Below are 22,241 nucleotides of genomic sequence, written 5' to 3' on the forward strand. Positions count from 1 at the left end.
CGGATGCGGTCGCGGCCGAACGGATGCACCATTTGAGGCAGAGAGAGCAGCACTGCCGACCGAATGGGGGCGTTCGTGAGGATCTGCACCCTTCAGCACGCGTGGACCGCGCGGGTCAGCATCACCAGGACCACGGCCGTCATCACCGGCGCCGCCGCTCTCGTCGCCGGAGCCTTCGCGGCACCGCGGGCGGCAGCGGCGGTGGCCGGCCCGCCCACCGGCTCGGCCGACCACTACGCCGGATCGCAGATCGCCGAGCACGAGGGCGCGGAGGGGACGAGCGGCCGGACGCCGGACGGCACGGTGCCGGGAATGGACGTCAGCGGCCACCAGGGCGCGGTCGACTGGCAGCGGTCGTGGAACGACGGCGCGCGCTTCGCCTACGTCAAGGCCACCGAGGGCACCGACTACCTCAACCCCGTGTTCGAGCAGCAGTACGTCGGCTCGCACGACATCGGCATGATCCGCGGGGCCTACCACTTCGCGCTGCCCGACCGCTCCGACGGGACGGCGCAGGCGAACTTCTTCGTCGACAACGGCGGCGCCTGGTCGCGAGACGGCCGCACGATGCCACCGGCGCTCGACGTCGAGTACAACCCCTACGGGGACCACTGCTACGGCCTGGACCAGACCGGGATGACCGGGTGGATCAAGTCCTTCAGCGATCAGGTGCTCACCCGAACGGGTAGACATCCGATGATCTACACCTCCACGAACTGGTGGAACACGTGCGTCGGCGGCGGCACCGACTTCCACACCACCAACCCGCTGTGGATCGCCCGGTACGCCGAGACGATCGGTGAACTCCCCATCGGCTGGGGGTTCCACACCATCTGGCAGTGGCGGGCGGCCGGTCTCTTCCCCGGCGACCAGAACGTCTTCAACGGTGATCAGGAGCAGTTGAACCGCATGGCGCTCGGTTGACCCTGGTCCGTTCTCGTGACTGATTCACTTAAAGCCTGGCCAATTGGTTACCCAATCGTCCAGACTGCCGTCGAATCACCCCCTGCACGGACTCGGAACCGAGGAGTCTGACGATGACGCCCTTCGCCAAGTTCACGACCGCGCTCGCCACGTGTGCGAGCACCCTGCTCCTGATCACCGCCGTCCCGGCCGGCGCGGCGGCCGCGCCGGCGCCGGACGACCTGACCGCGGCGCTCCAGCGGGAGAACCACACGCTCGGGTCGCAGATCCGCGAGCACGAGGGCGGCGACGAGCAGATCGTCGTCCCCGCGGACCCGTCGTCGAACGCCGTGGTCGAGGGCATCGACGTCGCCAGCTACCAGGGCAACGTGAACTGGAGCCACTACTGGAACCAGGGCAAGAGGTTCGCCTACACCAAGGCCACCGAGGGCACGAGCTACCTGAACCCGTACTTCGCCCAGCAGTACAACGGGTCCTACGACGTCGGCATGATCCGCGGCGCGTACCACTTCGCGCTGCCGGACCGCTCCAGCGGCGCGACCCAGGCGAACTACTTCCTGGCCAACGGCGGCGGCTGGTCGCGCGACGGCAGGACGCTGCCGGGCGCGCTCGACGTGGAGTACAACCCGTACGGCGGGACCTGCTACGGCCTCAGCGCGTCGGCGATGGTCAACTGGATCCTCGACTTCAGCAACACCTACCACGCGCGGACCGGGGTGTGGCCGGTGATCTACACGTCCACGAACTGGTGGAACCAGTGCACCGGCAGCAGCGGCGACTTCAGCAGCACCAACCCGCTGTGGGTGGCCAGGTACGCCAGCACGGTCGGCGCGCTGCCCTACCGCTGGCAGCAGCACACGATCTGGCAGTACAGCGCGACACCGATCGACCAGAACCAGTTCAACGGCGGCTACGACCGGCTCCAGGCGCTGGCCAACGGCTGACGCGGTGCGGGGCCCGGCCGCGAGTGCGACCGGGCCCCGCACCAGACGCGATCAGTCGAACAGGGCCGGGAGGGTGGCCTCCCACGCCTCGCGCAGCTCCGCCAGCGGGAGCGTCCCGATGCCCTGGATCTCCAGCGCCCCCGCCTCCGGGTCCACCACGCCGACCTTGCTCCACGGCAGACCGCGCGCCGTGCACATGTCGGTGAAGCGCAGCTCCTCGGTCCGCGGGACCGCGACCAGCACGCGTCCCGCCGACTCGCTGAAGAGCTGGACGAACGGGTCGGCGTCGCCGTCCAGGAACACCCGCGCGCCCGTCTCGCCGATCAGGCAGGCCTCGACCAGCGCCTGCGCCAGACCGCCGTCGGACAGGTCGTGCGCGGCGGACACCATGCCGTCGCGCGAACCGGCCACGAGGATCTCGCCCAGCAGCTTCTCCCGCGCCAGGTCGACCTTCGGCGGCAGACCGCCCAGGTGACCGTGCACGACGTGCGCCCACTCGGAGCCGCCGAACTCGTCGCGCGTGTCGCCGAGCAGCAGCAGCGTCTCCCCGGCCTCCGCGCCGATCCCGGTGGGGATGCGGCGGCGGACGTCGTCGATGACGCCGAGCACGCCCACGACCGGCGTCGGCAGGACCGCCGTGGAGCCGGTCTGGTTGTAGAAGCTGACGTTGCCGCCCGTGACCGGGATGCCCAGCTCGGCGCACCCGTCGGCGAGACCCTTCACGGCCTGCTCGAACTGCCACATGACCGCCGGGTCCTCCGGCGAGCCGAAGTTCAGGCAGTTCGTGACCGCGACCGGGGTCGCGCCGCTGGTGGCGACGTTGCGGTACGCCTCGGCCAGCGCCAGCTGCGCGCCCGCGTACGGGTCGAGCTTGGTGAACCGGCCGTTGCAGTCCGTGGACAGCGCCACACCGCGGTTGGTCGTCTCGTCGATGCGGATCATGCCCGAGTCCGACGGCTGCGCGAGGACGGTGCCGCCCCGCACGTAGCGGTCGTACTGGTCGGTGACCCACTTGCGGGACGCCAGGTTGGGCGAGGACGCCATCGTCGTGACGAGGGCGAGCAGCTCCTCCGGCGTCGACGGGCGGGCCAGCGCGTCGGGCGTGTCCGCCTGGAGCGCGTCCTGGTCGGCCGGGCGCTCGATCGGCCGGTGGTACACCGGGCCCTCGTGCGCGACGGTGCGCGGCGGGACGTCCACGACGACCTCGCCGTTCCAGGTGATCACCAGGTGGTCGCCGTCGGTGACCTCGCCGATGTCGGTGGCGATGACGTCCCACTTGGCGCAGATCGCCATGAAGGCGTCGACGTCCTCGGGCTTCACCACCGCGCACATGCGCTCCTGCGACTCGCTCGACAGCACCTCCGCCGGGGTCATCCCGGTGGCGCGCAGCGGAACCCGGTCGAGGTAGACGTGCATGCCGCCGTCACCGGCGCTGGCCAGTTCCGAGGTGGCGCAGGACAGCCCGGCGCCGCCGAGGTCCTGGATGCCGACGACGACGCGCTGCGCGAACAGCTCCAGGCAGCACTCGATGAGCACCTTCTCGGTGAACGGGTCGCCCACCTGGACCGCCGGGAGCTTCTTGCGCCCGCCGGAGTGCTCGTCGCCGCCGAACGTCTCGCTGGCGAGCACCGACACGCCGCCGATGCCGTCGAGGCCGGTGCGAGCGCCGAACAGGACGACCCGGTTGCCGGTGCCCGACGCGTGCGCCAGGTGCAGGTCCTCGACGCGCATCGCGCCGACGCACAGGGCGTTGAGCAGCGGGTTGCCCTGGTAGGAGGAGTCGAAGACGACCTCGCCACCGATGTTGGGCAGGCCCAGGCAGTTGCCGTAGCCGCCGACGCCCGCGACGATGCCGTGCACGACGCGGCGCGTGTCGGCCGCCTCCGGGTCGCCGAAGCGCAGCGGGTCCATCACCGCGAGCGGGCGGGCGCCCATCGCGAGGATGTCGCGAACGATGCCGCCCACGCCCGTCGCCGCGCCCTGGTAGGGCTCGACGTAGGACGGGTGGTTGTGGCTCTCCGCCTTGAACGTGACGGCCCAGCCGTCGCCGACGTCGACCACACCGGCGTTCTCGCCGATGCCCGCGAGCATCTTCGAGCGCATCTCGTCGGTGGTGGTCTCGCCGAAGTAGCTCAGGTGGACCTTCGACGACTTGTAGGAGCAGTGCTCGCTCCACATCACCGAGTACATCGCCAGCTCGGCGTCCGTGGGACGGCGGCCGAGGATCTCCTTGATGCGCGCGTACTCGTCGTCCTTGAGGCCCAGCTCGCGGTACGGCTGCTCCAGGTCGGGAGTGCCGCTGGCGTGCTCGACCGTGTCCACGGCCGGTTGGATCGCGGTCACGCCGGCACCCCCACCGCGTCGATCAGGGACAGGAACACACCGAGACCGTCGTCCGTGGGACCGGTCAGCGCCTCGATCGCGTGCTCGGGGTGGGGCATGAGGCCCACGACCCGGCCGTTGGCGCTGGTGATGCCCGCGATCTCGTTGCGCGAGCCGTTGGGGTTGCCGCCGACGTAGCGGAACACCACCCGGCCCTCGCCCTCCAGCTCGTCGAGGGTCCGCTGGTCGGCCTGGTAGCCGCCCTCACCGGACTTCAGCGGCACGAGGATCTCCGCGCCCCGCTCGTACCGGCTGGACCAGGCCGTGGTGTTGTTCTCCACCTTCAGCCACTGGTCGCGGCACACGAAGTGCAGCTTGGAGTTGCGCACGAGCGCGCCGGGCAGCAGCCCGGCCTCGCACAGGATCTGGAAGCCGTTGCAGATGCCCAGCACGGGCATGCCCTTCCCGGCGGCCTCGATCACCGACTGCATCACCGGCGCGAAGCGGGCGATGGCCCCGCAGCGCAGGTAGTCGCCGTAGGAGAAGCCACCGGGCACGACGACGGCGTCCACCCCGCGCAGGTCCGGGTCGGCGTGCCACAGCGGCACGGCCTCGGCGTCGGCGTAGCGGACGGCGCGAGCGGCGTCCACGTCGTCCAGCGTTCCGGGGAAGGTGATCACCCCGACGCGGAGACTCATGCGTCCACCCGCCGAACGACCCAGTCCTCGATGACCGGGTTCGCGAGGAAGGTCTCGGCGATCTTGGCGAGCGTGGCGTCGTCGACGGTGTCGTCGACCTCCAGCTCGAAGTGCTTGCCCTGGCGGACACTGGTGACGCCCTCGAAACCGAGGCGGGGCAGCGCGTTCGCCACCGCCTGGCCTTGCGGGTCGAGGATCTCGGGCTTCGGAACGACGTCGACGACGACTCGGGCCACGACAGGCTGCTCCCTGAACAGAGGGCTGGCGGTACCTCGAAAGCCTAACTGACCTGGGTGTTCACCCCGCCGACGGGTGGCGTGCCCCACACCGTCACCAGCGGGATGTCACGGGAATCACCCGTCCGTGCGTTCACCGTGAGCGAGAGCGGTGGCGTCCCCGGAGGGGCGGGGTCAGGGTGTGGTCCATGCGAATCCTGGTGCTCGGAGGAACGCTCTTCCTCAGCAGGGCGGTCGTGACCGAGGCGCTGCGGCGCGGCCACGACGTCGTGTGCGCGGCGCGCGGCGAGTCCGGCGGGGTGCCCGACGGCGCCCGGCTCGTCCCGGTCGACCGGGACCGGCCCGGCGCGCTCGACGCGCTCGCCGGTGAGCGGTTCGACGCCGTGGTGGACGTGGCGAGGATGAACGTGACCTGGGTGCGCGAGGCGCTGCGCGCGCTGGGCGGGAGAGCGGGCCACTGGACGTTCGTGTCCAGCATCTCCGTCTACGCCGACCAGTCGGCGCTCGGCGGGACCGTCGCGGACGCGCTGCTGCCCCCGCTGGAGGACGATCCGGACGCCGAGCCGACGCCGGACCGCTACGGGTCGGTGAAGGTGGCCAGCGAGCTGGCCGTGCGGGACGCGCTGGGCGACGCGGCGTTCGTGCTGCGCTCCGGCCTGATCACCGGGACCGGCGACACGTCCGACCGGTTCGGCTACTGGCCCGCGCGGCTCTCCCTCGGCGGGCGGGTCGCCGTGCCCGACACGCCCGACCAGCCGTTCTCCCACGTCGACGTGCGCGATCTGGCCGCGTGGATCGTCGACGCGGGCGAGCGGCGCCTGGCCGGCACGTTCGACGGCACGGGCCCGGCAACACCGCTGGCGATGGCGCTGGGCGAGATCGCGGGCGCGGTGGCTCCGCCGGGCACCGAGCTGGTGCGCGTTCCGGTGCAGACGCTGGAGAGCAGGGGCGTGTCCGCGTGGTCCGGGCCGCGCTCGCTGCCGCTGTGGCTGCCGCCGTCGCACGTCGGGATGCTGGCCCACGACCCCGGCCCGGCGCTGGCGGCCGGGCTGGGGGTGCGGCCGATCACCGACACCGCCCTCGCCGCGCTGGAGCACGAACGCTCCCTCGGGCCGGACCGCGAGCGCCGCGCGGGCCTGACCGCGCGGGAGGAGGCCGACCTGCTGGCCGCGCTCTGAAACACGGCGCGGGCGGGCCTAGGCTGAGCGGAACGGCTGCCCGGAGGGGGAACGACGATGCAGATCGTCCACTACGGACATTCCTGCGTGCTGCTCGACACGGGGGCTGCGCGGCTGCTGTTCGACCCCGGCACGTTCTCCAGCGGCTTCGAGGACCTGACGGACCTGGACGCCGTGCTGGTCACCCACCAGCACGCCGACCACCTCGACCCGGAGCGCCTGCCCGCGCTGCTCGACGCCAACCCCGGCGCGCGGCTCGTCGCCGACCCCGGCTCGGCGCGCGAGCTGGCGGACGGGGGGATCACCGCCACCGTCGCACGGGCCGGGGACGCGCTCGACCTGTCCGGCGTCGCCGTGTCGGTGATCGGCGCGGACCACGAGGTGGTCCACCCGGACCTGCCGGTGGTCGACAACGTCGGCTACCTGGTCGAGCACGGCGCGTTCTACCACCCCGGCGACTCGCTGCACGTGCCGGAGCAGCAGGTCGACGTGCTGGCCCTGCCGACCGCGGCGCCGTGGATGAGGGCCGCCGACGCCGTGGACTTCCTGCGCGCCGTGGCTCCGCGCGCGGCGGTGCCGGTCCACCAGGAGCTCCTGGCGGTGAAGGACCTGTACTACTCGCTGTTCGAGCGCCTCGCGCCGAAGGGCACGGTCGTCGCGCCGCTGACGCCGGGAGAGCCGACGCGGGTCTGAGACTGGTAGGTGGTCGGCGCGGCGCCGTGGTGCAGCGCGATGTCCACCGCGTCCAGGACGGCCTGACGCGGGCCGAGCCGGTCGAGGTCGGACGCGTCGACCGCGAGGCGGACGAGCCCACCGCGCCGGGCGACCCTGGCCGCGCCCAGCACCAGCGCCCGGCAGCGCCACGGCTCCCCCCGCTCACCGCCGACGCGCCGCAGGCCGTGCACGCGGGCGGGCTCGGTCCGTCCCGTGCGCAGGTCCCGCACGGCCACGGCGTCGGCGCACAGCGCGAACCGGTGCCGGCGCAGCGCGGTGAGCGTGCCGGCGGACGCGCGGCGCGGCGGCGCGTAGCAGTCGGCCACCAGGCCCAGCCGCTCCAGCACGTTCCGCGCGGCGATCAGCCGCAGGTTCGCCTCGTGGGCGAACTCCACGCCACCGTCGCAGCGCAGGACCAGCGCGTCACCGGCGGCCGTGCGCTGCTTCACCCAGTCGTGGACCGGGCCGACCGCGCGCGGCGCGACGACCAGGGAGAGCGGGACGTTCCTGCGGTCGAGCTCCGCGGCGAGGTCGGCGCACCGGTCGAGGGTGCCGGCGCCGACACCGGACAGCGAGACCACGAGCTGTGAGGACACGACACCAGTGGGCCCGGCCCGGATGACGGCGGCCCGAAGGCCGGGTGACGTCCGCGCGCAGTTCTGCCGAACTTCCGCCGAGACGCCGCTCACAGCCAGTCGGCGAAGTCCCGTCCGGTGATCCGCTCGTAGGCCTCGACGTAGCGGGCGCGGGTGGCGGCCACGACGTCGTCGGGCAGCGCGGGCGGCGGGGTGTCCGAGGCGCGGTCCCAGCCGGAGGCCGGTGAGGTCAGCCAGTCGCGCACGTACTGCTTGTCGAACGACGGCTGGACCCGGCCCGGCTCGTGGGAGTCGGCCGGCCAGTAGCGCGAGGAGTCGGGGGTGAGGACCTCGTCGCCCAGCACCAGGGCTCCGGAGGAGTCGACGCCGAACTCGAACTTCGTGTCCGCGAGGATCACGCCGCGCTCGCGGGCGAAGGCGCGCGCCACGCCGTAGACCTCCAGCGTCGCGTCGCGCAGCCGCTCGGCCAGCTCGCGGCCGACCTGCTCGGCCACGGCCTCGAAGCTGACGTTCTCGTCGTGCGCGCCGATCTCGGCCTTCGTCGCCGGGGTGAAGATCGGCTCGGCCAGCTCGGCGGACTCCACGAGCCCGGCGGGCAGCTCGACGCCGCACACCGCGCCGGTGCGCCGGTAGTCGGCGAGGCCGGAACCGGTGAGGTAGCCGCGCGCCACGCACTCCACGGGCACCATCTCCAGCCGCCGCACGAGCAGCGCGCGACCGCGCACCTCGGCGGGGATGCGCTCGTCGTCCCACGACACGAGGTGGTTCGGGACCAGGTCGGCGAAGCGCTCGAACCAGAACACGCTCATCGCCGTGAGCACGCGGCCCTTGTCCGGGATCGGCGTGTCGAGCACGTGGTCGAAGGCGGAGATGCGGTCGGAGGCCACGAGCAGCAGCAGGTCGTCGTCCACCGCGTGGAGCTGGCGGACCTTGCCTGCGGCGATCTGCGGGTAGTCGGCGAGCGTCGGCACGGCGGCAGCCTACGTGTGCGACCGGCCCTCGCGCGCACCGGCCGTCCCACCCCCCGGGCACGGGTGGCGACCCGGGGCAGGATTCTCGTCATGCGTGTTCCGGTCCTGCTCATCGCCGCCGCGACCGTCCTGGCCGCCGCCTGCGCCCCCGTCGACGAGTCCCCCTCCGCCACCGGCGCCCCCGGTGCCGCGGACTGCGCCCGGGAGTCGCTGAAGACCCTCACCCCGGAGAAGTTCACCTTCGGCACCGACCAGCCCGCCTACGAGCCGTGGTTCGTCGACGACGACCCCGCCAACGGCCGGGGGTTCGAGTCGGCGGTCGCGTACGCCCTCGCCGAGGAGCTGGGGTACGAGCGGTCCGACGTGCTCTGGACGCGCGTGCCGTTCACCGCGGCCGTCCAGCCCGGTGCCAAGACCTTCGACGTCGACCTCAACCAGTTCTCGATCACCGACGAGCGCGAGCGGGCCGTCGACTTCTCCGCGCCGTACTACGACGTGACCCAGGCCGTCGTGGCGCTGAAGTCCTCACCGGCGGCGAGCGCGAAGTCCCTGGCCGACCTGAAGGACGTCACGATCGGCGCGCAGGTCGGCACCACGAGCTACGACGCGGCGGTGGAGCTGGGCTCCGCGCGGGACGTCGCCGTCTACAACACCAACGACGACGCCAAGGCCGCGCTGGGCAACGGTCAGATCGACGCGCTCGTGCTGGACCTGCCGACGGCGTTCTACGTGACGTCCGCCGAGCTGACCGACGGGACGATCGTCGGCCAGCTCCCCGCCGGCGACGGCACCGGCGAGCAGTTCGGCGCCGTGCTCGACGAGGGCAGCCCGCTCACCGCGTGCGTCTCGCGGGCCGTGGAGGCGCTGCGCGCGGACGGCACGCTGGCCGCGCTGGAGCAGGAGTGGCTCGCCGGGGCGGGCAACGCCCCCGAACTGCGGTGATCAGCGACCTCCAGCGGGAGCGCCTGGCGCACCGGCGCTCCCGCTCCCGCCGCTCCACGCTGATCGCGCTGGTGTCCACGGTCGTCTTCGCCGCCGTCGCCTGGTTCACCGTGACCTCCTCGCCGGGCTGGCCGCGGGTGCGGCGGTCGTTCTTCGACCTGGAGACGGCGCGGCGCTCGCTGCCCGCGGTGCTCGACGGGCTGTGGCTGAACGTGCGCGTGCTCGTCGTGTGCGAGGTGCTGATCCTGGTGCTGGCGCTGGGGATCGCGGCGCTGCGCACCCTGCGCGGCCCCGTGTGGTTCCCGGTGCGGGTGCTCGCCACGGGCTACGTGGACCTGTTCCGCGGGCTGCCGCTGATCATCTGCCTGTACCTGGTGGGGTTCGGCCTGCCCGGCCTGCGGCTGACCGGCCTGCCCCGCGACCCGGTGGTGCTGGGCTCGATCGCGCTGGTCCTGGTGTACTCCGCCTACGTCGCCGAGGTGTTCCGCGCGGGCATCGAGTCGGTGCACCCGTCGCAGCTGGCCGCCGCGCGCTCGCTCGGGCTGGACCACGGCCGCACGATGCGGATCGTGGTGCTGCCGCAGGCCGTGCGGCGCGTGCTGCCCGCGCTGCTCAACGACTTCGTGGCGCTGCAGAAGGACTGCGGGCTGATCTCCGTCCTCGGCGCGGTGGACGCGGTGCGCGCCGCGCAGATCGCCTCCGCCTCGTCGTACAACTTCACGCCCCACGTGGTGGCGGGGTTGCTGTTCGTGCTGCTCGCCGTGCCGTCGGCGCGGCTGGCGGACCTGGTGTCGCGGCGTGCCGCGAGGAGGTGGGGTGCGGCGTGAGCGGACCGGTGCTGTCGGTGCGGGGACTCGTCAAGAGCTACGGCGCCGACCGGGTGCTCGACGGCGTCGACCTGGACGTGCACGAGCACGAGGTCGTCGTGCTGATCGGCGCGTCCGGGTCGGGCAAGTCGACGCTGCTGCGCTGCGTGGACCTGCTGGAGGAGGTCGACGACGGGCAGGTGCTGCTCGACGGGCAGGACGTGTCCGACCCGCGGGTGGACGCCGACGTGGCCCGGAGGGCGATGGGCGTGGTGTTCCAGCAGTTCAACCTGTTCCCGCACCTCAGCGTGCTGGACAACGTGACGCTGGCCTCGCGCGTGGTGCACGGCGTGCCCCGCGAGCGGGCCGAGCGGGAGGCGCTGGCGCTGCTGGAGCGGGTCGGCGTGGGCGACAAGGCCCGCGCGCACCCCGACCGGCTCTCCGGCGGTCAGCAGCAGCGGGTGGCGATAGCCCGCGCGCTGGCCCACGAGCCGCGCCTGCTGCTGCTGGACGAGATCACCAGCGCGCTGGACCCCGAGCTCGTCGGCGAGGTCCTGACGCTGGTCCGCGAGCTGGCGGCGCAGGGCCGCACGATCCTGATGGCGACCCACGAGATGGGCTTCGCCAAGCAGGTGGCCGACCGGGTGTGCTTCCTGGACCGCGGCAGGCTGGTCGAGTCGGGCCCGCCGGAGCAGGTGCTGGGCGAGCCGGAGCACGAGCGGACCAGGCAGTTCCTGCGACGGATCGTGGCGGCCGGACGCCTCGTGTGACCTGGTCGGGCGACTGCCGCGTTGGGCCGAACGGTCTAGTGTGCTGCTGGTGCAGCGGTGCAGCGTCGTGGTCCCCGCCCTCGTCCTCGTCCTGGGGACGGCGGGCTGCGGCGGCCCCGACAGCGCCCCGCCCGCGCCGACGTCGTCGTCGTCGTCGGCTCCGACGCCCGCCTCCGCGTCCTCCTCGCCCTCCGCGAGCAGCTCGCCCTCGTCGCGCCCGCTCCCGGCCAACGTGACGATCGTGGTCCGCACGACCACCACGCCGCCTCCCCCTCCACCGCCGCCGCCACCGCCACCGGTCGCGCAGGAGGAGGTCGAGGTGACGACGTCGGAGCCGGCGCCGGCTCCGACGCGGGAGGAGACCCCCGTCGAGGCGCCGACGACGGAGGCGCCGCCGGCGCGGACCGAGGCACCGGTGTCGCCGACGTTCCAGGAGCTGGCCCTGCCGGGCTCCCCCTGCGACGCGGAGGGCGCGACGGCGAGCGGCATCGGCGGCAACCAGCTGGTGTGCGCTCCCGGCGCGGGAGGCCGTCTGCGCTGGCGGCACACCTGACCTGCCACACGGACGGGTGAAGGTCTGCCGATCGGGATAACGGAGGGTCAGAGGAGTGCGATCACCCGGACACCGGGCAACGTCGCCGACACCGCCCACCAGGAGTGCTCGTGCCTCAACTCCACCGTCTTCCCCCCGCCCTCTTCCGCTGGTGGTGGCGCACCCCGTCCTGGTCGCGTCTGCTCACCTCGCTCGGCGGTGGCCTCCTCGCGATCACGGTGCTCGGAGCGCTCGTGGCGCCACCGCTGCCGGTGAAGCCGGTGTCCGGCACGGTGCCGCCCGGCACCACGACCACCGGTGCCGCCTCGACGACCTCCGCGCCCGTCTCGTCGACCGCGAGTCCGGCGGCCAGCAGCGCGCCGAGCAGCGCCACGACGACCACCGGCACCACCACCGCTTCCGCACCACCGCCCGTGGTCACGAGCGAGGTGGCCGCCGCGACCGTGCCGGAGCCCCGACAGGTGCCCGCTCCGGCTCCCGCCCCCGCTCCGGCTCCGGCTCCCGCTCCGGCGCCAGCACCGGCTCCGGCCCCCGCTCCGACGCGCGACGGTTCCGCCGGCACGGTGCGCGGCGGGTCGTTCTGCTCGCCCGCGGGCTCGACCGGGGTGAGCGCGACCGGCAAGCCCATGGTGTGCGCCACCGCTTCGGACGGAAAGCTGAGGTGGCAGGGAGCATGACGAGGCCGACGACGGATGCGCACGGTTCCGACGGCCGCGCGCTGCAGACCCTCCAGCGCGGTTCCCGCGCCTACCACTGCCCCGCTGGGCACGGCGCGCTGGACGTGGCGACCTGCGAGGACGGTCAGACGGGGTTCGTCCTGGTCTGCCGGAGGTGCGGGCACCACCTGGCCGTGGACACCGCCCTGGTCGGCGCGGCGCTGGCCATGACGGTGCTCGACGACGACCGGGTTCCGGCGGTGCGCCTGCCGGACGGCAGCGCCCCCCGCGGTCTGATGCCGGACGGCGTCGTGCGGACCACCGGATGGCTCCAGGTCGCCCGGCGGCCGATCAGCTCGGGCGTGTGGGCGGTGCTGGTGGGCTTCTTCGCCGGGCTGCCGCTGGTGTCGTCTCCCGGTACCGCGTGGCTTCCGCTGCTCACGCCCGTCGTGGCGTGGGGGCTGTGGAAGCTGTGGACGATCCGGCTGCGCCCGGCGTCGAAGGCCGTGAACACCGGGCTCGTCCCCGCCGCGCACCTGGTGGCCGGAGACCTCGTCCGCCTGTACGGGAGCGCGGGTCCCGTGGGGGTGGTGGGCGCCGTGGGCGCCGACGCGGCCGGCGGGGTCCGGTTGCGCCTGGTGGGTGGCCAGGAGTTCTACCGGCAGCCCTCCGACCGGCTGTGGAGCGTGTCGCTCCGCACGTGATCGCGGCGGCCGGTCGGGTCACGCCGACCGGTCGCCGACCACGTCCACCTCGTCGCCCCTGGAGATCCGGCCGCCGGTCACGACGGCGGCCTTCCAGCCGAACGTCACGCCGCCCCCGGTGCCGCGGCGGTAGGTCGCCAGGGTGCGGATCGGCTCGGGACCGCTGCGGGTCCCCGTGTCCTGGTCCACCATCGGCACGGCGCAGCGCACGCAGATCTTCGCCCGGCCCAGCTCCACGCCGCCGACGACGAGCCGGGCGGCCAGGTCCTCGCCGTGCGGCTCCGCCACGCCGGAGAGGACCACGTTCGGGCGGAAGCGGTTCATCGGCACCGGCCGGCCGCCGCGCGCGACGATGCGCTCGTTCAGCCCGTCGAGCGACGCCAGCGACGTCACGAGCACGGCGTGCGCGTCGGCGAACCCGACCAGGCCGGGGGTGTCGCCGCCCGACTCGCGGCGCTGCTCCGGCGGCACCCGCACCAGGCGGCACGGGCGGCCCAGCGCGGCCGAGAACCACTCGGCCGCCGCGTCGCCCTGGTCCACGCCCTCGCCGTGCCACGCGTGCACCGACACCGGCACCCGCGGCCCGTCGGCCAGGTCGTGCTCCAGGTCACCTCCCCGCGGGGCGGTGACGACGAGCCGCTCGCCGTCGTCGAGCAGCCGCGGGCGCAGCGCCGCCATCAGCGGCTCCTTGCGCTGGCTGAGGAACTCGCCGCCCGGCTCGACCAGCATCAGCTCACGGTCGTGCGCGACGCCCGTCGCGGTCAGCTCGGCGCTGTCCAGCGAGGTCCCCGCGCAGCCCTTCAACGGGTACGCGACCAGGTCGTGCACCCGGACCGTCACAGGATCGGTTCTGGCGCGTACCCGGCGGCGGCCGGGTACGCGCGCAGCAGGTCCTCCACCTGCGCCACGACGTCGGCGACCTGCTCGGCCGCCACACCGGTGAACGACAGCCGGTCCGCGAGCAGCTCGTCGAGCGCGGCGCGGTCCAGCGGCAGGCGGTCGTCGGCGGCGAGCCGGTCCAGCAGGTCGTTGCCCGCCAGGCCCTGCTCGCGCATCGCCAGCGCGACGGCGACGGCGTTCTCCTTGATCGCCTCGTGCGCGGTCTCCCGGCCGACACCGGCGCGGACGGCGGCCATCAGGACCTTCGTCGTGGACAGGAACGGCAGGTAGCGGTCCAGCTCGCGGGCGACGACCGCCGGGTACGCGCCGAACTCGTCGAGCACGGTGAGCAGCGTCTCCAGCAGGCCGTCGATGGCGAAGAACGCGTCCGGCAGCGCGACGCGGCGCACGACCGAGCACGACACGTCGCCCTCGTTCCACTGGTCGCCCGCCAGCTCACCGGTCATCGACAGGTAGCCGCGCAGGATCACCGCGAAGCCGTTGACCCGCTCGCAGGAGCGGGTGTTCATCTTGTGCGGCATGGCGCTGGAGCCGACCTGGCCCGGCTTGAAGCCCTCGGTGACGAGTTCGTGGCCCGCCATGAGCCGGATGGTCTTCGCGAGGCTCGACGGCCCGGCCGCGAGCTGCACCAGCGCGGACAGCACGTCGAAGTCCAGCGACCTCGGGTACACCTGACCGACGCTGGTCAGCACCCGCTCGAAGCCGAGGTGACCGGCGACGGAGTGCTCCAGCCGCCCGAGCTTCGCGCGGTCGCCGCCCAGCAGGTCGAGCATGTCCTGCGCGGTGCCGACGGGGCCCTTCACCCCGCGCAGCGGGTAGCGGGCGATCAGCTCGTCGAGCCTGCGGAACGCGACCAGCACCTCGTCGGCGGTGGTGGCGAAGCGCTTGCCCAGGGTCGTGGCCTGCGCGGCGACGTTGTGCGACCGCCCGGCCAGCACCAGGTCGGCGTGCTCGGTGGCGAGCCGCGCCAGGCGGGCCAGGACGGCGGCGGTCTTGCCGCGCACGTGCTCCAGCGACCGCAGGACCTGCAACTGCTCGACGTTCTCGGTCAGGTCGCGCGACGTCATGCCCTTGTGCACGTGCTCGTGCCCGGCCAGCGCGTTGAACTCCTCGATGCGGGCCTTCACGTCGTGGCGCGTCACCCGCTCGCGCTCGGCGATCGAGACCAGGTCGACCTGGTCGAGGACCCGCTCGTAGTCGGACACGACGCCGTCCGGCACGTCGACGCCCAGTTCGGCCTGCGCGCGCAGGACCGCGAGCCAGAGCTGGCGCTCCAGCACGATCTTGTGCTCGGCGGACCAGAGGGTCACCAGCTCGGCGGAGGCGTAGCGACCTGCGAGGACGTTGGCGATGCGCGGCTTGCTCGTCACGGCGAACAGCCTAGTCAGACCGGTGGAGCGACCGACGGGACGGTTCAGGCGTCGCGGTCGAGCGCCTTGCGCAGCATCCGGCGGGCCGCCCCGCGGGGGTCCGGGTTGACCTCCAGCAGCGCGTTGACGACCGCGCCGTCCACCAGGGCGACCAGCTCCTCGACGCGCTCGGCGTCGACCGACCTGCCGGAGCGGGCGAACATCTCGTGCAGCACGGCGTGCAGCTCGGCGCTGAGCTCGCGCATCAGCGGCCGCAGGTGCGGGCGGCGGGCGGTGGCGACCAGCCGCTCGTAGCGCAGCACGACGCTCTCCGCGTCGCCGTCCCTGCTCCCGGAGCCGACGAGCATGTCCAGGACCAGCTCGACCAGCGCGTCACCGCCGCAGTGCGCCGGGTCGATCTCGTCCAGCCGAGCCCTGCCCTCGGCGAGCTCGGCGCGGCCGTGGAACTCGGCGGCGGCCGCGACGAGGGCGTCGAGCGAGTCGAAGTAGTAGGTGGTGGAGGCCAGCGGCAGCCCGGCGCGCTCGGCCACCGCCCGGTGCCTGACGGCGTCGAAGCCGCCGGCGGCGAGCAGTGCGGCGGCGGCCTCCACGAGCGCCTGGCGGCGGCGCTCGCCCTTGGGAGTGGCGGCAGTCATCAGGCGCATCGTAGGAGGTCGGCCGGACAGCGCCGGGCCGGGTGAGTCGCACGACACCGGGATCGACCGCATCGGACGACCCCGTCGTCAGAACAGACCGGCCAGCCCGTCGGCCACCCCGTTGACCTCGTCGCCGAAGGGCGCCATCGCCGACCCCTCGGCCGGGTCGCTGAGCACCTGCACGAGGCCGCCGCCGAGCGTCGGCCGGGACGCGGAGCGCGCGCCCGGCGACTGGTCGACCTCCGCACGGCCGACCGAGGCCCCCTCCGGTCCGGCCGGGACGACGACCACGGAGAACAGGCCCACCGCGTCGCCGTCGCGCACCAGGTACCCGGCGGCGCGCGACCCCGCGGGGCACTCCCCGGCCACCGGCACGGGCTGGCCGCCGGTGGCAGCGGCCGGGAGCTCGCCGGCGAGGGCGACGGCGAGCTCCCGGTCCACCTCTCCACACCCCGGAGGGGTGGTGCCGGTCGGAGGACCGGCACTCCCCGTGGTCTCGCCCCCCTGCAAAGGCGGTTCCACGGGAAGCTCTTCCGGCGGCAGACCGCCGGTCGGCGCGGAGCCGGGCAGCTGGCCGCGATCGGCGCGTCCCGGCTCGTCCGGCGCCCGCATCACCCCGGGGGTGGGGTCGGTGGCGGCACCGGCGACGGTCGCGTCCTCCTGCGACACCTCGTCCAGCACGCCGAGTCCGGCGACGGTGCCGCCGAGCGCGAGCGCGGCGGCCACCGCGGTGCCCACGACGACCGAGGCCCGCCGTCGCGCGGTGGCCCTGGCCGACGCGCTGCGCACGTCGGTCTCGTCGAAGGTCGCCGGTGGCACGTCGCGCACCGCGTCGCGGAACAGCTCCGCGAGCTCCTGCTCGTCCACCCGCGTCACCTCCTCGGCCGGGTCACGCCGGCCGCAGATCGTCGATCGCGCTGCCCAGCGCGGCCCGCAGGGCGTCGAGCCCACGAGCCGCCTGGCTCTTCACGGTGCCCTCCGAGCACTTCAGCGCCACCGCCGTGGCCGCCACGTCCAGGCCCTCCAGGTACCTCAGGACGAGCACCGCCCGCTGCCTCGGCGGAACCCGCCGCAGGCCGTCGAGCAGCGTCGCGCGCGTCGCCACCGACTCGGCCACCTCGCCGTCGCCGGAGGGCGTCTCGGGCATCTCGTCCACGAAGCGCTCCCTCCTCCACGGCCGCCGCGACTCGTCGATCACCGCGCGCACCACGCAGCGGCGGACGTAGGCGTCCAGGGCCTGCTTGTCCCGGACCTTCCGCCACCGGCGGTGCAGCGACACGAACGCCGTCTGCGCGAGATCGTCCGCCCGGTGCCAATCACCACAGAGCAGGTACGCCGTTCGGCGCACGGCCTCCCGGCGAGCTGCGAAGTACTCCGCGAACTCCTGCTCGTCGCGCTGATCCACGCGGACTCTCTCCGCTCCTCGTGCTGTCACCGACCAGACGGAACCGACCCGCTCCACGGTTGCACGAACCGGGAACGAGATGTGCGTCACCCCCGCGATCTCAGAAGCGTCACCGAGAAGGAGCGCAGTCGCGCCGGTGTGGTGTGATCCCACGGTGACCCAGCTCGCACCGATCGACCTCCGCTCGGACACCGTCACCCAGCCCGACGAGCGCATGCGTCTCGCCATGTCCGCCGCCGAGGTCGGCGACGACGTGCTCGATCACGATCCCACGATGCGCGAGCTGGAGGAACGGGTCGCCGAACTCCTCGGCCTCGACGCGGCGATCTGGATGCCCACCGGCTCGATGGGCAACCTGGTCGCGCTCATGCTGCACCTGAACCGCGGTGACCGGTTCCTCGCCGCCGAGTCCTCGCACGTCCTGGACTCCGAGCTGGGCGCACCGGCGTGGCTGGCGGGCGGGATGCCGCACGCCCTGCGGTGGGAGGGCGCTCCCGGCCGGATCAGCCCCGAGGCCGTGCGGGCGGCGGCCGGCGGCGGCGGGCCGTACTTCACCCTGCGCACGACGCTGCTGTGCCTGGAGAACAGCCACAACGCGGCCGGTGGCACGGTCGTCCCGCCCGACGAGCACGCGATGCTCGTGTCCGCGGCCAGGGAGACCGGGCTGCGCGTGCACCTCGACGGCGCGCGGCTGTGGAACGCCTCCACCGCCCTCGGCGTGCCGCCGGCCGCGCTCGCCGTGGGCGTCGACTCGGTGCAGGTGTCGCTGAGCAAGGGCCTCGGTGCGCCGGTCGGCTCGGTGCTGGCGAGTTCGACGACGTTCGTCGAGGAGGCCAGGCGGGTGCGCAAGATGCTCGGCGGCGGCGTCCGCCAGGGCGGGGTGCTCGCCGCGGCCGGCCTGGTGGGCCTGGACCGGATCGAGGACCTCGCGCAGGACCACGCCAACGCCGTCGCGCTGGCCGACGGGCTCGGCGAGCTGGGCTGGACCGTGCGCAAGCCGGAGACGAACATCGTCGTCGCCGAGGTGCCGGACCTGGAGGTGACCCTCGCCGGGCTGCGCCACCTCAGCGTCTTCGCCGGGCCGATGGCCGGGAACGTGCGTTTCGTGACACACCGTGACGTGAACTCCGACGACATCGCCGAGGCGCTGCGCCGCATCGCGTCGGCGAGCTGAGAGGAGCGGACGTGCGCTGGATCGTGTTCGACTACGGCGAGGTCATCAGCCGCCAGAGCGAGGCCCTGCCGGTGCTGGCCGACCTGCTGGGCGCCACCACCGACGAGTTCACCACCGCCTACTGGGGCGAGCGCCACCCCTACGACCTGGGCTGCTCCGACCTGGACTTCTGGCGCGCGGTCGGCGAACGGCTGGGCACGCGGGTGGACGAGGCGCTGTCGGCGCGGCTGACCGAGATCGACGTCGCGGGCTGGCTGCACCCCGACAAGGGGACGCTGGCGCTGCTGGCCGAGCTGGACGAGGCCGGTGTCCCGCTGGCGCTGCTGTCCAACGCGCCGTCGTCGTTCGGCCGGGTCGCCGAGCGGCAGGCGTGGACGAGGCACTTCCAGCACCTGGTGTTCTCCGGCGACCTGGGCGTCGCGAAGCCGGACGAGCGGATCTGGCGGGAGCTGGCGCGGCGGCTCGGCGCGGAACCCGCGGACTGCGTGTTCCTGGACGACCGGCAGGTCAACGTCGACGGCGCGCTCGCCGCGGGCATGTCGGCGTGGCTGTGGCGCGGCAGCGCCGGAGCGCGCGAGGAGCTCGTGCGGCTCAGCGTGCTGGACGGCCGACCGGGCTGAGCGACGTGGCCAGCGCGGTCCGCGGGTCTCCCGCGGGACCGCGTCAGGTTCGGGACCTCCCCCTGATCGCGCCGTAGGCCACCGTGCCGAGGAACAGCACGCCGCCGACGATCGCGAGCCAGAACAGGCCCTTCAGCACCGCCCCGAGGATCGTGAGCAGCAGCCACACCACGAGCAGCACACCGATGATCGCCCACACGCCGATCAACCCCCTCCCGGTCGTGCCACGAGAACGCTCAGGGAGCCGCGGTGGTTCCCGGCAGCCAGGCGCGCAGGCGGCGCAGCGCCTCCCGCACGTCCTCGGTGGACCCGGCGAACGACAGGCGGACGAAGCGGTCGCCGTCGACCGGGTCGAAGTCCACGCCGGGCACGATCGCGACCCCGGTGTCCCGCAGCAGGTCGCGGCAGAACGTCGTGGAGTCCGTCGTCAGGTGCGACACGTCGGCGTAGGCGTAGAACGCGCCGTCCGCGGGCGCGAGCCGGTCGATCCCCAGCTCGGCGAGACCGGTCAGCAGGACCTCCCGGTTCGTCCGGTAGCGCTCGACGTGCGACGCCACCTCCGCGCAGGACTCCGGCTCGAACGCCGCGACGGCCGCGTGCTGCGCCAGCGCGGGCGGGCACAGCGTGAAGTTGCCGGTGAGGCTGTCCACCGCTCGGCGCAGCCGCCGCGGCAGCAGCATCCAGCCCAGCCGCCAGCCCGTCATGGCGAAGGTCTTCGAGAAGGAGTTCACGACGACGGCCTCGCGCGAGGTCTCCCACGCGCACCGCAGCTCCGCGCCGTAGCCGATGCCGTGGTAGATCTCGTCGCTGATGAACTGCACGCCCCTCTCGGCGCACCACGCGGCCAGGCCGCTCAGCTCGGCGGCGGCCAGCACCGTGCCGGTCGGGTTCGCCGGGCTCGCCACGATCAGGCCCTTGACCGGCGGGATCGCCTCCAGCATCTCCACCGTCGGCTGGAACCTCGTCTCCGGCCCGCAGGGCAGCTCCACGACCTCGCACCCCAGGGCGCGCAGGATGTTGCGGTAGGCGGGGTAGCCCGGCCGGGCGAGCGCCACCCGGTCGCCGACGTCGAACGCCGACAGGAACGCGAGCAGGAACGCGCCCGACGAGCCGGTGGTGATCACCACGTCGTCGGGGCTCACGTCCAGGCCGTGGGTGCGGTCGTAGTGGCCCGCGACGGCCGCGCGCAGCTCGGGGACGCCGAGCTGCTCGGTGTAGCCCAGCGGCTGCTCGCGCAGCGCGCGCTCCGCCGCGGCCAGCACCGGCTCCGGCGCGCGGCTCGACGGCTGCCCCGCGGCGAGCGACACGACGTCGCCCCGGCTCCGCTGCCGCGCCGCGGCGGCGGACAGCACCTCCATGACGTGGAACGGCGGGACGTCCGCTCGTGCGGCGACGGTGAGCCTGGCGGCGTGCTCCAGCATGCCGCCAGGCTAATTCACCCGATCAGTAACCCTGGTAACCGCCACCACCGGCCATCGACGCCAGGCCGGGGTGCCCCTCGAAGCCGCCGTAGCGGCTGAAGGTGTACCGGACACCGGCGATGATGTTGTCGATGGGGTTGTAGATGTCGTCGTGGCCCGGCAGCTTGTGCGCCTGGAACGTCGGGTCGATGCACTGCATCAGGCCCTTGGACGGCGTTCCGGCCGCGGCGTTGGAGTCCCAGTCGTTGAGGGCGTGGGGGTTGCCCCCCGACTCCTTCTCGATGATCGTCCAGATCTCGTCGATGTTGGCCTCGGTGACCGGGATGCCGTTGGCCTGGAGGATCTTGATGGCCTCGCGGATCCACTCCTCGACGTTGCCGGGCGGCGGGCCGCTGGTGGGCGGGGGACCGCTGGAGCCGTAGCCGCCGAAACCGCCGCTGCTCTCACCGCCACCTCCGCCGCCGCCACCGCTGAAGCCGCCGCCACCGGCACCGCCGCCGCCGCCGCTGGCGCCTCCACCGCTGAAGCTCCCGCCGCCACCACCGCCGCCACCGGACGCGGCGGCCTGGGGCTGGGCCTGCGGCTGCTGCTGGGGCTGCTCGGCCGCGGGTGCGGGTGCGGGCGGGGTGGTGACCGAGGACTCCCCGGTGTCACCGGACGCCTGCCTCGGCTCCGGCGAGGGCGCCCAGTCCAGGTGCAGGCCCGGCGCGGGCGTGAACGGCGCGTTCATCGGGTCGGGGATGGCGGAGAACCTCGGCTCGATCCCGTCGGTGCGGCCCTTCAGAGCCGTCGCGGCGGTGGCGAGCGCGTTCTCCGCCGTCGCGATCACCGGCTGGGCGTCGCTGGCCGCGGCGGCGCACAGGCCGCTGATGGTGGCCTCCAGCTCGGCGGGCGGCTTGCCCGCGTTCGCCGCGCGCAGCGCGCGGACCTGGCTCAGGAGGTTCTCGCAGATCCGCGTGACGGACGACTTCGCCGTCTCCAGCGCGTCGGCCGCGCCGATCAGGTCGGCCGCGGCGTCGGTCAGCGCGCGCGAGATCGACTCGCCCGCCTTGCCGAACCGGCCCATGTAGACCACGAACGCGTCGGCCGCCTCGCCCTCCCAGCCGCCGTCCAGCGTCACCACGGACCGCGCGACGTCCGCGCCGCTCTCGTCGGAGGACGTCACCGCCCGCTTCCAGCGCTCGGCGACGTCGCGCACCGCCTGCGGCTGCGCCCGTTCGACCTTCTCCGCGAGTCCGGCGAGCGCCTGCCCACCGGGCAGCGCGGCCACCTCGTCCTTCGCGCTCATCGGTCTCCCGTCCTGCGGATCTGGTCCCCACCGGCGGCGTCGCGCTCGGTCACGTCGGTCTGCACGGAGTCGAGCGACCGCTCCACCTTGCCGAGCAGCGACTCCGCCGCGGCGAACTCCGCCCCGACGAGCTGGTCCAGGCCGCTGACCGCGGAGGCCAGCGCGCCGGACGACGCGAGCCCGCCGAAGACGTCAGCACCGCTGACCGCGTCGGAGAAGGAATCACCGATCGCGCCGAACTTCCCCGCCCGGTCGCTCGCCGTCGTGCGGCACCGGTCCAGGGCTTCCGCGTTGTACTTGGCCAAGGCCACGTCGGCCTACCCCCTTCACGAGCCTGTGCGGAAAACTCTAGAGCGCCCGGCGGCCGCCGGGTGCGGTTCGGGCCGCACGTCGCCCGGACCTCACAAACCTTTG

The 22,241-nt window shown here is 73.7% G+C and carries 26 protein-coding genes; 11 read left to right on the forward strand and 15 right to left on the reverse strand.

Translation table 11 applies throughout. From position 1 onward, the window contains the following. Positions 1–81 precede the first annotated feature (81 nt). Both IMZ35_RS08280 and IMZ35_RS08285 read left to right on the forward strand, forming a co-directional pair. Positions 82–924, forward strand: a complete 843-nt coding sequence (locus tag IMZ35_RS08280) for a lysozyme (RefSeq protein WP_438816858.1) — start codon at positions 82–84, stop codon at positions 922–924. Positions 925–1,037: 113 nt separating this feature from the next. Continuing rightward, entirely contained in the window at positions 1,038–1,868 is an 831-nt protein-coding gene (locus IMZ35_RS08285) for a lysozyme (protein ID WP_199440405.1), read from the forward strand. A gap of 51 nt (positions 1,869–1,919) precedes the next feature. Here IMZ35_RS08285 and purL read toward each other — a convergent pair whose 3' ends face one another. From purL to purS, 3 genes are read right to left on the reverse strand one after another with little or no spacing between them, the layout of a single operon-like run. Next, positions 1,920–4,202, reverse strand: coding sequence for a phosphoribosylformylglycinamidine synthase subunit PurL (gene purL, locus IMZ35_RS08290; protein ID WP_199440966.1), 2,283 nt, complete (start codon positions 4,200–4,202; stop codon positions 1,920–1,922). 5 nt (positions 4,203–4,207) lie between these two features. Beyond that, entirely contained in the window at positions 4,208–4,888 is a 681-nt protein-coding gene (gene purQ / locus IMZ35_RS08295) for a phosphoribosylformylglycinamidine synthase subunit PurQ (protein WP_199440406.1), read from the reverse strand. After that, on the reverse strand, positions 4,885–5,124 hold the full coding sequence (purS, locus tag IMZ35_RS08300) for a phosphoribosylformylglycinamidine synthase subunit PurS (protein WP_199440407.1): 240 nt from the start codon (positions 5,122–5,124) through the stop codon (positions 4,885–4,887). The genes purQ and purS overlap by 4 nt, the downstream gene beginning before the upstream one ends. 188 nt (positions 5,125–5,312) lie before the next feature. On the opposite strand from purS, the gene IMZ35_RS08305 reads away from it, so the two are divergent. Next, positions 5,313–6,302, forward strand: a complete 990-nt coding sequence (locus IMZ35_RS08305) for an NAD-dependent epimerase/dehydratase family protein (protein WP_199440408.1) — start codon at positions 5,313–5,315, stop codon at positions 6,300–6,302. Positions 6,303–6,359: 57 nt separating this feature from the next. Continuing rightward, positions 6,360–6,995, forward strand: a complete 636-nt coding sequence (locus tag IMZ35_RS08310) for an MBL fold metallo-hydrolase (protein ID WP_199440409.1) — start codon at positions 6,360–6,362, stop codon at positions 6,993–6,995. Here the strand turns inward: IMZ35_RS08310 and IMZ35_RS08315 are convergent. Both IMZ35_RS08315 and IMZ35_RS08320 read right to left on the reverse strand, forming a co-directional pair. Beyond that, positions 6,917–7,612 (reverse strand): polysaccharide deacetylase family protein, encoded by a 696-nt coding sequence (locus IMZ35_RS08315; protein WP_199440410.1) that lies wholly within the window; start codon positions 7,610–7,612, stop codon positions 6,917–6,919. The genes IMZ35_RS08310 and IMZ35_RS08315 overlap by 79 nt on opposite strands. Before the next feature lie 89 nt (positions 7,613–7,701). Beyond that, entirely contained in the window at positions 7,702–8,583 is an 882-nt protein-coding gene (locus tag IMZ35_RS08320; RefSeq protein WP_199440411.1) for a phosphoribosylaminoimidazolesuccinocarboxamide synthase, read from the reverse strand. 90 nt (positions 8,584–8,673) lie between these two features. Here IMZ35_RS08320 and IMZ35_RS08325 point away from each other — a divergent pair, with 90 nt between their 5' ends. The 4 genes from IMZ35_RS08325 to IMZ35_RS08340 are packed head-to-tail and all read left to right on the forward strand — an operon-like array spanning position 8,674 to position 11,654. Beyond that, positions 8,674–9,525 carry an ABC transporter substrate-binding protein gene (locus tag IMZ35_RS08325; RefSeq protein WP_199440412.1) on the forward strand — a complete coding sequence of 284 codons (852 nt, stop codon included), beginning with the start codon at positions 8,674–8,676 and terminating at the stop codon, positions 9,523–9,525. Then, positions 9,522–10,352, forward strand: coding sequence for an amino acid ABC transporter permease (locus tag IMZ35_RS08330; protein WP_199440413.1), 831 nt, complete (start codon positions 9,522–9,524; stop codon positions 10,350–10,352). Before IMZ35_RS08325 ends, IMZ35_RS08330 begins: the two co-directional genes overlap by 4 nt. Continuing rightward, positions 10,349–11,101, forward strand: coding sequence for an amino acid ABC transporter ATP-binding protein (locus tag IMZ35_RS08335; RefSeq protein ID WP_199440414.1), 753 nt, complete (start codon positions 10,349–10,351; stop codon positions 11,099–11,101). The genes IMZ35_RS08330 and IMZ35_RS08335 overlap by 4 nt, the downstream gene beginning before the upstream one ends. A gap of 49 nt (positions 11,102–11,150) precedes the next feature. Continuing rightward, positions 11,151–11,654, forward strand: coding sequence for a hypothetical protein (locus IMZ35_RS08340; RefSeq protein WP_199440415.1), 504 nt, complete (start codon positions 11,151–11,153; stop codon positions 11,652–11,654). A 115-nt stretch (positions 11,655–11,769) separates the two neighbouring features. Here the strand turns inward: IMZ35_RS08340 and IMZ35_RS08345 are convergent, their stop codons facing one another. After that, on the reverse strand, positions 11,770–12,282 hold the full coding sequence (locus IMZ35_RS08345) for a hypothetical protein (RefSeq protein WP_199441051.1): 513 nt from the start codon (positions 12,280–12,282) through the stop codon (positions 11,770–11,772). Between the two features lie 45 nt (positions 12,283–12,327). On the opposite strand from IMZ35_RS08345, the gene IMZ35_RS08350 reads away from it, so the two are divergent. Then, positions 12,328–13,014 carry a hypothetical protein gene (locus IMZ35_RS08350; RefSeq protein ID WP_199440416.1) on the forward strand — a complete coding sequence of 229 codons (687 nt, stop codon included), beginning with the start codon at positions 12,328–12,330 and terminating at the stop codon, positions 13,012–13,014. Between the two features lie 18 nt (positions 13,015–13,032). Here the strand turns inward: IMZ35_RS08350 and IMZ35_RS31675 are convergent, their stop codons facing one another. From IMZ35_RS31675 to IMZ35_RS08375, 5 genes are all read right to left on the reverse strand, one after another. After that, complete coding sequence (locus tag IMZ35_RS31675; protein WP_199440417.1) at positions 13,033–13,854, reverse strand: MOSC domain-containing protein; 822 nt, start codon at positions 13,852–13,854, stop codon at positions 13,033–13,035. Next, a complete protein-coding gene (purB, locus tag IMZ35_RS08360; RefSeq protein ID WP_199440418.1) occupies positions 13,851–15,284 on the reverse strand; it encodes an adenylosuccinate lyase in 1,434 nt (477 codons plus the stop codon). The genes IMZ35_RS31675 and purB overlap by 4 nt, the downstream gene beginning before the upstream one ends. A 44-nt stretch (positions 15,285–15,328) precedes the next feature. Beyond that, positions 15,329–15,919 (reverse strand): TetR/AcrR family transcriptional regulator, encoded by a 591-nt coding sequence (locus tag IMZ35_RS08365; RefSeq protein ID WP_199440419.1) that lies wholly within the window; start codon positions 15,917–15,919, stop codon positions 15,329–15,331. Positions 15,920–16,006: 87 nt separating this feature from the next. Beyond that, the gene (locus IMZ35_RS08370; protein WP_199440420.1) at positions 16,007–16,786 is read right to left on the reverse strand and encodes a hypothetical protein; all 780 of its coding nucleotides are present in this window, start codon (positions 16,784–16,786) and stop codon (positions 16,007–16,009) included. 22 nt (positions 16,787–16,808) lie between these two features. Beyond that, positions 16,809–17,324 (reverse strand): SigE family RNA polymerase sigma factor, encoded by a 516-nt coding sequence (locus IMZ35_RS08375; RefSeq protein ID WP_199440421.1) that lies wholly within the window; start codon positions 17,322–17,324, stop codon positions 16,809–16,811. 154 nt (positions 17,325–17,478) lie between these two features. On the opposite strand from IMZ35_RS08375, the gene IMZ35_RS08380 reads away from it, so the two are divergent. Both IMZ35_RS08380 and IMZ35_RS08385 read left to right on the forward strand, forming a co-directional pair. Next, positions 17,479–18,498, forward strand: a complete 1,020-nt coding sequence (locus tag IMZ35_RS08380) for a threonine aldolase family protein (RefSeq protein WP_307867860.1) — start codon at positions 17,479–17,481, stop codon at positions 18,496–18,498. Positions 18,499–18,509: 11 nt separating this feature from the next. Further along, positions 18,510–19,118 (forward strand): HAD family hydrolase, encoded by a 609-nt coding sequence (locus tag IMZ35_RS08385; RefSeq protein ID WP_199440423.1) that lies wholly within the window; start codon positions 18,510–18,512, stop codon positions 19,116–19,118. Between the two features lie 43 nt (positions 19,119–19,161). On the opposite strand, the gene IMZ35_RS08390 is transcribed toward IMZ35_RS08385, so the two are convergent. Genes IMZ35_RS08390 through IMZ35_RS08405 form a run of 4 tightly spaced genes read right to left on the reverse strand, consistent with a single transcriptional unit; the run spans position 19,162 to position 22,138 of the window. Next, the gene (locus IMZ35_RS08390) at positions 19,162–19,326 is read right to left on the reverse strand and encodes a hypothetical protein (protein ID WP_199441052.1); all 165 of its coding nucleotides are present in this window, start codon (positions 19,324–19,326) and stop codon (positions 19,162–19,164) included. A gap of 28 nt (positions 19,327–19,354) precedes the next feature. Beyond that, the gene (locus tag IMZ35_RS08395) at positions 19,355–20,539 is read right to left on the reverse strand and encodes a pyridoxal phosphate-dependent aminotransferase (protein ID WP_199440424.1); all 1,185 of its coding nucleotides are present in this window, start codon (positions 20,537–20,539) and stop codon (positions 19,355–19,357) included. A 22-nt stretch (positions 20,540–20,561) separates the two neighbouring features. Beyond that, positions 20,562–21,827 carry a transglycosylase SLT domain-containing protein gene (locus IMZ35_RS08400; protein WP_199440425.1) on the reverse strand — a complete coding sequence of 422 codons (1,266 nt, stop codon included), beginning with the start codon at positions 21,825–21,827 and terminating at the stop codon, positions 20,562–20,564. Continuing rightward, positions 21,824–22,138: a hypothetical protein gene (locus tag IMZ35_RS08405; protein WP_199440426.1), complete on the reverse strand. Its 315-nt coding sequence runs from the start codon at positions 22,136–22,138 to the stop codon at positions 21,824–21,826. Before IMZ35_RS08405 ends, IMZ35_RS08400 begins: the two co-directional genes overlap by 4 nt. Positions 22,139–22,241: the final 103 nt, after the last annotated feature.

It is taken from the genome of Umezawaea beigongshangensis, from assembly GCF_016464305.1.
In the GTDB taxonomy this organism is placed as follows: Bacteria; Actinomycetota; Actinomycetes; order Mycobacteriales; family Pseudonocardiaceae; genus Umezawaea_A; species Umezawaea_A beigongshangensis.

Coding starts and splice junctions, on each gene's coding strand:
- IMZ35_RS08285 (WP_199440405.1), top strand. CDS start 1,038: ATGACGCCCTTCGCCAAGTTCACGACCGCGCTCGCCACGTGTGCGAGC.
- purQ (WP_199440406.1), bottom strand. CDS start 4,888: ATGAGTCTCCGCGTCGGGGTGATCACCTTCCCCGGAACGCTGGACGAC.
- IMZ35_RS08305 (WP_199440408.1), top strand. CDS start 5,313: ATGCGAATCCTGGTGCTCGGAGGAACGCTCTTCCTCAGCAGGGCGGTC.
- IMZ35_RS08310 (WP_199440409.1), top strand. CDS start 6,360: ATGCAGATCGTCCACTACGGACATTCCTGCGTGCTGCTCGACACGGGG.
- IMZ35_RS08325 (WP_199440412.1), top strand. CDS start 8,674: ATGCGTGTTCCGGTCCTGCTCATCGCCGCCGCGACCGTCCTGGCCGCC.
- IMZ35_RS08345 (WP_199441051.1), bottom strand. CDS start 12,282: ATGGGCTTGCCGGTCGCGCTCACCCCGGTCGAGCCCGCGGGCGAGCAG.
- IMZ35_RS08350 (WP_199440416.1), top strand. CDS start 12,328: ATGACGAGGCCGACGACGGATGCGCACGGTTCCGACGGCCGCGCGCTG.
- IMZ35_RS08365 (WP_199440419.1), bottom strand. CDS start 15,919: ATGACTGCCGCCACTCCCAAGGGCGAGCGCCGCCGCCAGGCGCTCGTG.
- IMZ35_RS08395 (WP_199440424.1), bottom strand. CDS start 20,539: ATGCTGGAGCACGCCGCCAGGCTCACCGTCGCCGCACGAGCGGACGTC.
- IMZ35_RS08400 (WP_199440425.1), bottom strand. CDS start 21,827: ATGAGCGCGAAGGACGAGGTGGCCGCGCTGCCCGGTGGGCAGGCGCTC.